This is a genomic window from Pontibacter liquoris, assembly GCF_022758235.1.
Classification (GTDB): domain Bacteria; phylum Bacteroidota; class Bacteroidia; order Cytophagales; family Hymenobacteraceae; genus Pontibacter; species Pontibacter liquoris.
In genome coordinates this window covers 490168-503312 of record NZ_JALEBG010000003.1, presented here as the reverse complement: position 1 = coordinate 503312, position 13145 = coordinate 490168, and the positions used below count along the sequence as shown (strand labels likewise).

At 54.7% G+C, this 13145-nt stretch carries 10 protein-coding genes; 2 read left to right on the top strand and 8 right to left on the bottom strand.

From position 1 onward, the window contains the following. Window positions 1–3: 3 nt before the first annotated feature. A complete protein-coding gene (locus LWL52_RS19040) occupies window positions 4–948 on the top strand; it encodes a ComEA family DNA-binding protein (protein WP_242923328.1) in 945 nt (314 codons plus the stop codon). Window positions 949–1068: 120 nt separating this feature from the next. Here LWL52_RS19040 and LWL52_RS19035 read toward each other — a convergent pair whose 3' ends face one another. From LWL52_RS19035 to LWL52_RS19005, 7 genes are all read right to left on the bottom strand, one after another. Then, a complete protein-coding gene (locus tag LWL52_RS19035) occupies window positions 1069–1941 on the bottom strand; it encodes an NAD(P)-dependent oxidoreductase (RefSeq protein ID WP_242923326.1) in 873 nt (290 codons plus the stop codon). Window positions 1942–2055: 114 nt separating this feature from the next. Continuing rightward, the gene (locus LWL52_RS19030; protein ID WP_242923324.1) at window positions 2056–3372 is read right to left on the bottom strand and encodes a sensor histidine kinase; all 1317 of its coding nucleotides are present in this window, start codon (window positions 3370–3372) and stop codon (window positions 2056–2058) included. A 1-nt stretch (window position 3373) separates the two neighbouring features. Beyond that, window positions 3374–4048 (bottom strand): response regulator transcription factor, encoded by a 675-nt coding sequence (locus LWL52_RS19025; RefSeq protein ID WP_242923322.1) that lies wholly within the window; start codon window positions 4046–4048, stop codon window positions 3374–3376. A gap of 30 nt (window positions 4049–4078) precedes the next feature. Next, window positions 4079–5005, bottom strand: a complete 927-nt coding sequence (locus LWL52_RS19020; protein WP_242923320.1) for a hypothetical protein — start codon at window positions 5003–5005, stop codon at window positions 4079–4081. A gap of 66 nt (window positions 5006–5071) precedes the next feature. Further along, the gene (locus tag LWL52_RS19015) at window positions 5072–6103 is read right to left on the bottom strand and encodes a hypothetical protein (protein ID WP_242923318.1); all 1032 of its coding nucleotides are present in this window, start codon (window positions 6101–6103) and stop codon (window positions 5072–5074) included. A gap of 300 nt (window positions 6104–6403) precedes the next feature. After that, window positions 6404–6787: an NUDIX hydrolase gene (locus LWL52_RS19010; protein WP_242923316.1), complete on the bottom strand. Its 384-nt coding sequence runs from the start codon at window positions 6785–6787 to the stop codon at window positions 6404–6406. A 112-nt stretch (window positions 6788–6899) separates the two neighbouring features. After that, a complete protein-coding gene (locus tag LWL52_RS19005) occupies window positions 6900–7796 on the bottom strand; it encodes an alpha/beta hydrolase (protein WP_242923314.1) in 897 nt (298 codons plus the stop codon). A 236-nt stretch (window positions 7797–8032) separates the two neighbouring features. On the opposite strand from LWL52_RS19005, the gene LWL52_RS19000 reads away from it, so the two are divergent. Beyond that, window positions 8033–11983, top strand: coding sequence for an AAA domain-containing protein (locus LWL52_RS19000; RefSeq protein ID WP_242923312.1), 3951 nt, complete (start codon window positions 8033–8035; stop codon window positions 11981–11983). Here LWL52_RS19000 and LWL52_RS18995 read toward each other — a convergent pair. After that, the gene (locus LWL52_RS18995; protein WP_242923310.1) at window positions 11961–13076 is read right to left on the bottom strand and encodes a toxin-antitoxin system YwqK family antitoxin; all 1116 of its coding nucleotides are present in this window, start codon (window positions 13074–13076) and stop codon (window positions 11961–11963) included. The genes LWL52_RS19000 and LWL52_RS18995 overlap by 23 nt on opposite strands. Window positions 13077–13145 lie beyond the last annotated feature (69 nt).

The window sequence follows — 13145 nt, the reverse complement described above, 5'->3', positions numbered from 1 at the left end:
GCCATGAAACAGCTCCGGCGTTGGATCCGTCGTTATTTCGGCTTTTCGCAAGGCGAGGTAAACGGCTTTCTGTGGCTGATAAGTATAATGGTGCTGCTCACGGCAGCACCATTTCTTTTTGATTGGTTTTACCGGCCATCGCCAGGCAGCACCGCCGCTGCCGACAAGCAAACGCTCGATAGCCTGGTAGCGCAGCTGGAGGCAAAGCAGCCCCTGCGCCGGAACAAGTATAACGTGGCTACCGTAGCGCTACGGCCGTTTAACCCCAACACCCTGTCGGTGGAGGAGTGGCAGGCCTTCGGATTGCCCAAATACCTGGCGCAGCGCATCCTCAATTACCGCAAGAAAGTAGGCGACCTGACCTATAAAGCCGAACTGGGTAGGATATACGGCCTGCCTGATTCGGTTTTTCAGCGGCTCTACCCTTACATTCAGCTGCCGGAAAAACGCCCTGACAAGTATGGCAAGCGCCAGGAGTATGCCCGCAACACACCATCGCCTTATTCCCAAAAGAAGGCCGCTTACCCGCCACGCGAGAAATTTATACTTGCCCCATTCAACATCAACACCGCCGATACCGCTCAGCTCAAGCAGATACGCGGCATCGGCAGCAAGCTTTCGGCCCGCATCGTCAAGTATAGAACCGGGTTGGGGGGCTTCCATAGTATGGCGCAGCTGCGGGAAGTATATGGTCTGCCGCCTGAGGTGGTGGACAGCCTGCACAAGTATGCGTTTGTCCCCGATGCCTACACGCCGCCGCAGCTAAGTATAAACGCAGCCACCGCCGACGAACTGAAGGCGCATCCATACATCTCCTCCAACGTGGCCCGCGCTATGGTGGCTTACCGCGAGCAGCACGGCAGCTTTCGCAACCTGGAAGAGCTGCAAAAGATCAAGCTCATAACCCCGGAACTTTTCGAGAAGCTGCGGCCTTACCTCACACTATAATCGCTGCCCAGAAGCATTTCGGGGGCTCCTGCGAGCGTATGTGGTAAAAGCCGCCGCTATAGGTAAAAAAAGAGGCGCAATCTTGCGCCTCCCTGATTCCTATACCTGGTTTATACTTCTTTATTTTTCTTCATTCGGCAGGTATACGCGGTACACGGCGGTAAAATCCTCCTCTCCCAGGCCTTGCTGCTTTGCCTGTGCATACAGCTCTTTGGTGGCCTGCAACGAAGGGAGCGCTATGTTCTGCTCGTAAGCGGTGATGCTGGCCAGGTGCAGGTCTTTGTGCGTCCACTCAAGCGGAAACTGGGGCGAGAACTCGCGCTCCAGAATTTTAGGCTGTTTTAGTTTAAGGTATGGCGCGGCGGCCGGGCCATTGAGCAGGGTCTTGCAAAGCATCTCCTCCGAAATACCCAGCGCGGTGCCTAGTCGAAGTGCTTCGGCAAAAGCCGTCATGGCGTGTGCCAGCATCATGTTGTTGGCCATTTTCATGCCTGCGCCTTGACCGGGAGCGCCCACATGCACCGTTTCTTTGCCCATCACATCCAGCAATTCCTGCACCTGCGCAATATCAGCCGCTTCGCCTCCGATGAGGAAAATGAGATCCCCTTTTTCGGCGGGACCTGCCGTGCCCGATACTGGCGCATCGAGGTAGCGCTGGCCCATTTTTTTGGCATGATGAGCCATTTTTATGGTGAAGGAGGGATTTACGGTGCTGCAGTTCACCCAAAGCGAGTTGCCGGGCAAGGCTTTCAGAAACCCATCATGGCCCAGCGCCACTTCTTCCACCGCTTCCGGTGTCGAGAGCATCGTGATCACCAGCCGGCACTGGCGGGCCACATCTTCCGGGGTGTTTGCCCGCGTAGCTCCCTGCTTTACCAGGGCATCCGCCTTGGATTGTGTTCGGTTATAGACCACCAGCTCGTAGCCGGCTTTCTGTAAATTAGCGGCCATGCGGCTGCCCATAATGCCTAATCCTATAAATCCTACTTTCATAGCGTTCGTTCTTGTTTACGGCTTAAAGATACTGAATCCTTTATGCGGTAAAACAGCGGATATAGTTTTGGAAAAGGAAACCGGCACAGCTTTATACTTAGGCTAGTGCTTGCGTCAGGTGTTCGGAAACCGGAAGCAGAAGGTGGTGCCTTCTCCGGGCTCGGAGGTAACCGAAAGCTTGATGCGGTGGAACTGGGCGATGGTCTGCACAATGGGAAGCCCCAGGCCGTGGCTTTCGCCGTCGGGGGCGTGCAGCCGTTTAAAGCGGCTGAAAATGTGGGGCAGCTGCGCGGCTGCAATGCCAACACCCGTATCGGTTACGCATAGTTCGTACCCTTTTTTAGCAAGGCGACCGGTGAGGATTACTTTCCCGCCGGGGCGGTTATACTTGATAGCGTTGTTTACTACATTAAAAAGCATGGTGAATAGCAGCGACTCGTTTGCCTGCACCAAGGTCCAGTCGTCGGATAAGTCCATTTCCAGTGCTACTTCCCGGGCTTCGGCGCGGTCCCTGATCTCTTCCACAACCTCCCCGACCAGCATTTTAATTTCTACTTCCTCGTTTTTGAGATATTGTTCGTTCTCTATGCGCGAGATCAGCAACAGTGCCTGGATGATGCTTTTGAGGCGGTGCAGCGTGCGCTGGTTATCCACCAGCTTTATGAGCAGGTGTTCCGGGGTGTCGGGGTCGGCCAGCAGGTTTTCCATGCGGTTCTGCAGGATCGAGACCGGCGTGAGCAGCTCATGGGACACGTTGCCGATAAACTCTTTTTCCTTCAGAAAGGCCGCCTGCACCTGGCCCATCATGTTATTGATGGTATCATTGAGGTACACGAAATCGGTGGTGGTGCTGGCTAATTTGGTAGGCTGAAAGGTGCTGGGGTGGCCGATGCGCTGCAGCCGCCGGATGATGAGCAGGAGCGGGCGCAGCAGTATTTTGGTGAAAGCCAAATCCACGAAGGCAGTCAGCACCACCACCACGACTAGAAAGATAAGCGCATACTGCTGCAGGATGTCGATACTTTCGCGGATGGTGGCAATGCTGCGGCCGATCTCCAGCAGGTAGGTCTGGTCGGCGATCTGGAAGGTCAGGCTCAGCACGCGGTAATCCACTACCTCGCCTTCCACTTTGCGCAGGCTGTTACCGATGGAGTCGACTTCCAAGCCGGGCGCCACTTTCTCCATCGAGATAAATTCCTCTTTTAAGAGGTTATAACTCCCGTAAGCGCTGTTGTCGCCCTCCAGAATAAAGTTCTCGATGCCTTGTTCCTCTACCATGCGCAGCACCTGTTCCTTTTGCTCCAGCAGGCGCTGGTCGGTATTATGCAGGGCCACCCTGTGGATAAGGGGCGGCAGTAGTACGACCAGCAAAAGAAAAAGGATGATCTTGGAAAGGGCGCTGAAAAGCGTGAGTTTGGATTGTAGCCGCATGTCAGGTAGTTAGCCGGTAGCCTACGCCGCGCACGGTTTCCAGCCACTCGTCGGTAATATAGGCGGCCAGTTTTTTGCGGAGATTCTTGATATGCACATCAATGTAGTTGGAATCGTAATCATCTTCCAGCAGGTTGCCCCAGATGTGCTCGGTTAGCTGCAGCCGTGTCAGGATGCGGTTCTTGTGCAGGAGCAGGTAATGCAGCAGGTCAAATTCTTTCTTGGTGAGGCTGATCTCGGTGGCCTGGTGTGTGACGCGGCGGGTGCTGTGGTCGAGCTCCAGGCCATGAAAGGCCAGCACCGACGATTTGATCTTGAACTTGCGGCGCAGCACGGCCTGCATGCGGGCCTGCAGCTCGAGCAGCGAAAAAGGCTTGGGCAGGTAATCATCGGCACCCAGGTCCAGGCCCTCGATGCGCTCTTCGAGCGAGCCACGCGCGGTAAGTATGAGAATGGCCGGTTCATGATCCAGCTGCCGGGCTTCCTGCAGCAGCGTCAGGCCGTTGTAGTCGGGTAGGCCCAGGTCCAGCAGAATGAAATCATACAGGTTTACGGCAATCTTTTCAGAAGCATCCCGGCCGGTCGCGGCCCAGTCGCACTTATAATGCTCCTGCGATAGAAAATGCACCAACTCTTTTGCCAGGCTGGCTTCGTCTTCTACGATCAGTACATGCATCAGTATAAATCAGCTAAGGGTGTAAGGATGTTAGAAAGTATAGCTTGCTTTAAAGGTATAAAAAGACTGCGCTGTGGACTCATCGCCCTCCAGCAGGTTTACTGGGATGGAATAGCGCCATGAAGGCTCCAGTTCAAAATTCCCCAGCGATACCACGACCGGCAACAGAAATTCATAGTTGAGCAGCTGAAAGCGGTGCACCGTGGTTGTGGTAGTTGTGGTGGTGGTGCCGCCATTGTTGCCACTATTGCCATTGCCGGGCTTCAGCGGGTCCAGGATGCCGCCGATGGCGCCGCCCACGCTTTTCTTGTTCTGCTCCGTGATAGTATGCGTTTCTGAAAATTCCTGCGTGCCGCCTGTCAGGCTGATCTTGGGGTCCAGGCCAATAGCGCGTTTCCCTTTCCAGAGCGGATTGAGTGCAATATAGCGCGAGTTTTCCAGCACCACAAACACATCGCTGCTGCCCCCGAACACATAGCTGCTGGTAAGGGCCGTGTACAGGATCTTCCAGTCCACAGCAGCATTGGCGGTAAGGGCATTGGCGGTAACGGATTTCACAAGCGGCGTATTCTCGCTGAAGATAAAGCGTGAGTAGCTGATGTTACCCGTAGCCCGCGGCGAGATCTTAAAGCTGTAGCCCGCCGACACATCCGTTTCATCAATATAATCTTCGGTGTTAAAGAGCTGGTAGGTGGTAGCGGAAGCCCAAAGCCCGGTGTTGTGCACATACGAGACCGTGGCCGCCACATAAGGGTATTGTTTGGCTGTGTTGCGCCCGTAAAACGAGGAGTTATTCGCCGTCTCCAGGCTCACGGTCCACCAGCCTTTCTTCGTCACAGAATCTGCCGGCGTGGTATCGTCGGGCTTTACCGGCGTAAGGATAGGTGTGGCTGTTAGCCGGCTCCCCGAGAGCAGGATGCATCCCAGCAAGAGCCATAATGCAAGTTGTGGTTTCATATCGGATGTAACTACCGGCAGCCTGTGCAAATGCCAGGCTGCCGGTAGCTAAGTATAAAGGGTGAATTAGTTTTTACCAACTTTGATGATGGAACCGGCTTTCACCGCACCTGTTACTTTCACCGGTTTCACAGCGCCACCAGCCTTCAGCACACGTGCCGGGCGGCCTGCACTTACCGGACGGCCGGCTGTAACGACGCGGGCAGCACCTGTTGCTTTAACGGCTGTTTCTGCTGCAACATCGCCATCCAGTTTCACGGGTTTTTCCTGGCGACGGGCAGTGGCTACCTCTTTCACCGCTTTTCCTTTGGCGTTTACCTCTGTTTCGGTGGTCTGGGCTACATCTACTACAGCCTGGCCCTGGTTTTCCTTCACTTCTTTAGGCGCTTTGTCTTTTGGTGCTTTAGCGGGTTTACCATTTTCCTGCTGTGGCGCTTCAGGTGCTTCTGCCAGCGTCAGGGCTTTTGCATTACCGGCAGCTTCGCTTACCAGTTTGCCATTTGCAGCGGCAACGTTGCTCACCAACTGGCCCTTGGTCGTAGTGGTCGCTTCTGCGCTGTGTGCCACCTCGGCTACTGCCTGGCCATGATTTTCGGCTGCAGAGGCTGTTTCTACGGCAGTAGTGGCTTCGGTGCTGATAGCAGCGTCTGTTGTAAGGGCGGCGCTGGTAGCGGCGGCTTCTGCCAGGGCTTTGCCTTTGGCGTTTGCTGTGGCAGCCGTGCGCTGGCTGGCTTCGGCTGCTACAGCAGCTGTTGCCTGGCCTTTCGCGCTGGCTGTTACAGCTGTTTGCGCTGCGGCCTCTGCGGCAGCCTTGCGCTGCTTACGCAATTCTCTTTTGGATTTTTTAGCCTCAGCCTTTGCATCAGCGGCTTTTGCCTGACCGGCTTGCTTCATTGCGGTTGCATTTACAAGCGCACCTTCCTGGGTTATGGAAACCGAGCCTGAGGTCTGGCTGGCTGCGTCGGCATTTTTGTTCTGGCCATTGGCCGAAGCCTGGGTGGTGCTCTGGGCACTCACGTTAACTTGTGTAGCAGAAGTCTGGGCGAAGGCAGCGGCAGCACTTAGTACGGCGGCGGCTATAAGGGTTAGTTTTTTCATTTGTTCAGATCGTTTTTTATAGTTTATGATCCAAAACTATACTGTCAAGATGAAGAGAAAATGAAGAAACACTTTTTTTGAAAATTTTTTCAAATTTTTTTGAGAGGAGGAATAAAGGGTGCCTGAAAGCAGCGGATATGTTATGCTGCTTAAACCTGTTGAAGGAGATAAGAGAAAGTGCTAACCAAACTATTTTGTGTAGGTGTGGCTTCCTTATACTTTCCGGGCTTGCTGCCGGCGCAAACAAACGGTGAGATACCTTTTAAATAAAGCGGAACAGGTGGAGGGCAAGGAGTAAGCTTATTCCCTCAGCATTGTTTCCAGCAGGGTTTGGGCTTTTTCCAGTACCTGCCGCTCACTTTTAAAAGCCAGCATGCCGATGGCCTCAGGCAGGTTTACCCAGCGGGCTTCGTTTACTTCCCAATCGTGGTCTGTTACCTGCCCATGCTGGTAAGCCAGCAGGAAAAAATGTACCTGCTTATGGAAGCGCACGCGCTGCCTGCCTTTGTCGCCCACGTACCAGTATGCAATCGTATCAATTTTCTGGACCAGGGTAGTGGTTATGCCGGCTTCTTCGCGCACCTCGCGCACAGCGGTAACTTCCGGTGTCTCGCCCGGGTCTACCAACCCTTTGGGCAGCTGCCACCGCGCCTTCGCGCCGACACTGATCAGCGCAACCTCCACACCCGTGGCACTTGCCGGGTAAGCTACGCCGCCCGATGATACCTGTTCTACAATGGGCAGCTTTGATTTATTGGGGTCGGGTTATCCTGCGCTTCAGCCATACCCGGGTATATCATTTCCGAAGCAGAAAAGTTACAGGGATGGCCAGGCGTTCGCGCCAGGAGCGCTCGCTGTGCTCGGCCCCTTCGAACCGGCGCGTTACCCAGTTTTTACTGCCATACCCTTTGCCTTCCAATACACTGTCGATGAGTTGCTGATGAGGTGCATACCAGGCATCAAGCGTTTGGGTACCGTAATCAAAGTATAAACGGGGCTTGTGGCGCGTGGGCAGCTGTTGGGCCAGGTAGGCGGCCATGGCATGGGTAAACGCCGGGTTGTTTTCTTTTAGCGTAAAAGGCCAGTGGGTAGAGAGACAGGCTGCGCCGCCAAATACCTTCGGGTATTCCAGCACGCCATACAACGAAATCAGGCCGCCCATGCTGGAGCCCAGCAGGTAGGTGTTGTTGCGGTCTGGCCTAGTGCAATATTTTTTGTCGATGTAGGGTTTGAGCTCCTCTACTATAAATTTGAGGTATTCGTCGCTCAGGATCTTATCGAATTTATACTCCTGCCGCAGTTGCTGTTGGGCGCTATCTGGCAGCAAGGCAAAGGGTTTCTGCGGGCCATACTCATAAAAGCGGTGTGCCGTGTTCCAGATGCCCACTACGATGCAGTCTTTTATTTTACCTTCCTGCATCAATTGCGACAAAGTTTCGTCTACCTGCCATTCCTGCCCGGCATACGCCGTTTCAGGGCTGAACAGGTTCTGCCCGTCCTGCATATACAGCACCGCATACTTCTTACCGGGGTTTTGGCCATAGCTTTCCGGCAGCCACACATCCACCTGCCGCGGCGCTACATACCTGGAAGGAAAGCTTTCTATCCGGACAAGCTTTCCTGGGCCGGTGTGATTTTGCACAATAGGAGAAAAAGAGAGCGACAGAAGCGCAGCAAGCAACGAGAGGAGCATAAAGTGAAGCGTTTATACCTTAAATTTACAGCTTTGCCAAAGCCGGCGCAAATCGTTTTCGGTTACTGCTTTTTTCTGCGCTTCCGCATACGGGCGATTTGAAGCGGCCGAAGGTCGTTTCCGGTACGCAGCGCCGCCACGGAGGCGTAAATTACCAACACAACGCAAATCCTGTTAACTTGCTTCTTTTTTAAAAGACTTACGTTAATAATTCTTCGTTAACGTGTCAGCTATCCATGAAGAACATCCTCAAAAATTATAGACGCAGGCTGCTCAACCTCGGCTCCGGCAACAGGGCCCTGGTCTTGCTGCGCCTGTCACGGGAGATGCACCTGGATGTGGAGACGCTGAACTTTGTAACCGGCGAACCGGCCTTTGGAGTTATCGAAAAGCTGTTGTCGGGTAAAAAGCGGATTGCCCTGAGCCCTTATGCCGATAGCCGGCAGGTTCCGGTGGCCGCTATCAGCCAGCGCCTGCGCTACGTGAAGCGCAAGGCCGAGATTATTTTTGAGGAGCGTGGCAGCCGCGAGTTATACCTTGGCTGGCCGTTTGTGCAGGGCAAGTTCTCCGATGGCACGGCCGTGCGCTGTCCGTTGCTTTTCTTCCCGGTGCAGCTGCAGGTAAACGCCGCGCAGCAGTGGGAGCTGGTGCCCGATGCCGCGCAGCCGGCGCAGTTTAACCAAAGCTTTCTGCTGGCCTATGCGCACTACATGGGCACGCCGCTAGCCGAGGAGCTCACGGAGCTGGATTTGAGCACGCTGCCGCAGCACCCGCTGGAGTTCCGCACGCAGGTATACGAATTACTGAAGACCCATCAGCTGGAACTGAATGTGGGGCGCGAGTTCTTTACCGACAAGCTCCACCCTTTCCGCGACTATAAAAAAGCTGATTACGAAGAACCACTGAAGCCCGGGCAACTATCCCTGGAGCAGGAAGCCGTGCTGGGCATTTTCCCGCAGGCAGCGTCTTTTCTTTTGAATGATTACGATGCGCTGTTGCAGCGCGATGATCTGCAGGAGCTGGAAGACCTCTTTCCGGTGCCCGATGCAAGTATAAGTAGCAGCACGCAGGCCCAGCATACCTTTACCGCTTTCACCCTCGATGCCTCGCAGGAGGCGGCATTGCAGACCGTAAAGCAGGGTCGCTCGCTGGTGGTGCAGGGGCCGCCGGGCACGGGCAAATCGCAGCTCATCTGCAACCTGGTGTCGGACTTTACGGCACGGGGCAAGAAGGTGCTAGTCGTAAGCCAGAAGCGGGCGGCGCTGGATGTGGTGTACCAGCGCCTGTCGCAGAAAGGCCTGGGCGCTTTTGCCGGGTTGGTGCACGACATCAACGCCGACCGTAAACCCATCTTCGCGCAGCTGTTGCACCAGATCGAGCAGCTCGACGATTATAAAAAGCAGAACCTGGCGCTAAACAGTATTTACACCGACCGGGCGTTTCTGGAAGTAGGCCGTGGCATAAACCGCTGCACCGAAAAGCTTGCCGCTTTTAAGAAGGCGCTCTTCGATAGTAGCCGCTGCGGCTGGTCGCCGAAGGAGTTATACCTGCGGAGCAATTTGCAGGAGCCGCACCTGCCGCTTTCCTCCAGCTTCCGCTACTTCACGGCCGATATCCTGACAGAGTTCCTGCCGCGCCTGCGCCAGTACCTGCAGCAGGCGGTTACGTTTGAGCAGGAGGATTTTATCTGGCGCGAGCGGCGCAGCATGAAAGGCTTTGGCTGGCCCCAGCGCCTGCAGCTCGAGGAAACCATACAGCAACTGCCGCAGGAGTATAGCCAGCTGCAGAAAAGCATCAGCGAGCTTAGCGGCAATACTTTTACGCTGGAGCAGCTGCCTCAGTACACGGCGGCGCTGCCGGCTTTAACCGAGCTGCAGCGGCTGTTAGCCTTGCCCGACGTGCTGCCCGCCCTGCATGCCTTGCGGCAGGCGCCGGTAAAAGCGCCGGAGCTGCAGCAACAGGTAAAAAGCCTGCGCGATGTGTACCGCTCCACCCTGGGGCCCGATCTAACCGTGCCAGTGGCGCAACTGGCAGGTATAAAAAAGGCGATCAAAGCGTATGCCGACCAGCAAAGCCAGCTGCTGGGAAGTATAAACTGGTACTTTTCGCCGGAGAAGAAAGTGCTCAAACAAGCGCTGGCCCTGTACAACTGGGAGCTTACCGAGGAGAATGTCGCCCGGCTGCTGCAGCGCCTGGAGGTGCGCCAGCAGGCCGAGGAACTGATGCAGCGCCTTAACGCCAGTATAAAGTATAACCTGCAGCTGTCGAACACAAGCGAGAAAGTGCTGCAGAAGCTCGACACCCTGGAGCAGGCGCTGGCTGTTCAGAAGCTGCTGCGGCAGCTGCACCGAGACAAGGTGCTGCACGAAAAGCTGCTGCCCCTGGTCGATCTGCCGCAGCACCTGGCCACGCTCACCAGCACCCTCGATGCGCTACAGAGCAAGTATAAAAACTGGTTGCTGTGGCTGCCCGAAGCCCAGGTGAAGCGCCTCATCACGCAGGAGCAGCATGGTGCCCATTTGATGCAAGCTTTGCCGGCTCACTTTGAACCGCTGGTAGCCTACGACACGCTTTTTTCCTCGTTCCTGGAAGCCGAACGTGAGATCATGCTGCAACTGGTTTCCCAAAGTATAGGCTCGGAAGAAGCCGGAGAAAAACTTTTCCTCAACAGCCTCTACCTGGCCTGGCTGCACGAACTGGAAACGCAGCACCCGGAACTGCGCATGCCCTCCAACGGCGAGCTGGACAGGGTGGAGGCGGAACTGCAGCAACTGCTACAGGAAAAGCAACGCCTGAGCCAGGAGATCGTGCTGGCGCAGTTGCGCGAGCAGGCCTACAAACACATCGAGCTCAACCGCCTCGGCAATGCAGTTACCTACCGCCGTTTGCAGGCGCAGGTCAGCAAAAAGCGCAGCCTGTACCCGCTGCGCAAACTCTTCGCGCTTTTCTCCAACGAGATGCTGGACCTGGTGCCCTGCTGGCTGGCCTCGCCCGAAACCGTGTCGGCGGTGTTGCCCCTGGAAGCGTGTTTTGATTTGGTGATCTTCGACGAGGCCTCGCAGTGCTATGCCGAAACCGGCCTGCCGGCCATGTTGCGTGCCCGACAGGTGGTGGTGGCCGGCGACCAGCAGCAGCTACAGCCATCGGACCTGTACCGCACCCGCTGGAGCGCAGCCGGGGAGGACGAAGTGGAAGAACTGTCGGCCGAATCGTTGCTGCAGCTGTGCAGTTTATACTTGCCGCAGGTTATGCTCACGCAACATTACCGCAGCCGCTATCCCGAGCTGATCGATTTCTCGAACCGCCACTTCTATCATCAGAAACTGGAGCTCATACCCGAGCTAGAAGATGCCAACGCGCGGCGCCCGGCCATTCAGTTTATGAAGGTGCACGGGCTGTGGCAGGACAATGCCAACGGGCCGGAGGCGGAGCGGGTGGTGCATCTGGTGCTCAAACTACTGGAAGAAGGCAAAGAAGAAATTGGGGTAATCACCTTTAACTATACCCAGCAAATGCTGGTGCAGGACCTGCTCGAAGACCGCGCCACTGCCCTGGGGGTAACCATCCCGCCTTCGGTGCTGGTCAAGAACATCGAAAATATTCAGGGCGATGAAAAGGAAGTCATCATCTTGTCGGTAGGGTATGCGCCGGACGGGCAGGGACGCATGGCCATGCAGTTTGGCAGCCTGAATCAGGCCGGAGGCGAGAACCGCCTGAATGTGGCCATTACGCGCGCCAAACAGCACATTTTTGTGGTGAGCAGCATCCGGGCCGAGCAACTGCAGGTAGACCACACGCTGCACCCGGGGCCCAAGCTGCTGAAGGAATATCTCCTGTATGCGCAGCAGGTCAGCCGCCGGTATTTCCAGTATCATCCTAAAAAAGAAAGTATACCCGCCGGGGTGCCCCTGCTGAAGGAGCGCCTGCAGCAGCAGGTAAAGACACTGCAACAGGAGGTGCCCTTTGCCGACCTGACGCAGGTAGTGGCACAGCAGTATACGGGGGTGGTGCTCACGGACGACGACCTATACTATACCAACGCGTCGGTGCGCCACGCCCATGCCGATGTACCGCAGTTACTGCAGCAGCGGCACTGGCCCTACGTGCGCGTGTACAGCCGCCAGTTCTGGGAGAATCCGGCAGCCATGCTGAATCATCTGAAAGTTATTTCGCCGGTACGGGATTAAGGGGGAGGAACCGGTAGTTGAATGAATAGAAGCCTTTTTCAAATTTAAAGGTAATTGTAAACTTTTGCCTGGTAGGGGTACCATTGACCAAAGCAGGTTCCAACGAAGGCAACTTTCCCAGGGCTCTTACCAAGCCGGTTGCTATTTTATCATTAAATGCATTTTTATACCGCATATTAACTAATCTGCCATCTTCGGCTATTTCTCCTTCTATGTTCAGCATGGATTCATAAGGTTTAAGATCAATGCCACTTAGATAAGCGTCTGCAACTCTTTGTATTGCATAACTGTATGCCTCTAAGCCTTCCCGGTACTGCGCACTAATCAGGAGCTTTCTGGGCGCGGGGTTGCAGGGTGTGCTGGAGATAGCCATTTGCTCAGCAGTTAGAAAGGGAAGCTCCTGCATGTTGAACCACATTATGCGAGACTCATCTGTGTAATCACCAATTGGTCCAGTACCTTTCATAAATTTACCGTCTTTAAACTTTTCGCTGGCCTGCATTGTACTCGATCTGTCGTAGGGCGATGTTGCTGTCCAGGTGCCCACAGGTTTTCCGTTTAGAAGCTTCCCTTTCCAGATAATACTGCTTAAAATTATTTGATGCTGGCCTGTTCCGTTGGTCACTGTCTGTATGCCGTTGCTGTTCCAGGCATCGGTTATGGTGATGCCGCTATCTGAAGCGATAAAGGTTAATCTGGGCGTGCCAACTTCATAAAAGAAGCGCCATTCTCCGCTAAGCTTGTTTTCTTTAAAGCTGCCCTGCGCCTGAAGTTTCCCGTTGGGGTGGTAAGACGTAAATGCCCCCTCTTTCAGACCTCCCGGTTTGTAAGTACCTTCGGCAATCACCAAGGCAGGATTTGTACGGCTAACATCTTTAAACCTGCCATAGAAAGAGCGTTGCTGTGCATTATAGCGCACCTGTCGCATGATCTGGGCACAGCTGTCCTCTACTAAATAGTATGCGGCATCAAAAGGAATGTGCAGGCTGTCGCTACCGTATCTTTTTAGAGAGATGCTGCGCTGTAACGGCTGCTGGGCAAAGGTGTTGAAAGCTAAAAATAAAAGAAATGAGCCGAGTAAAGTTGCTCTCATAGAAAGTGGGTAAAACTGTTGAAGGCCAACATAAAGTAAATATTCAGATATTCTTATAATCTATATACT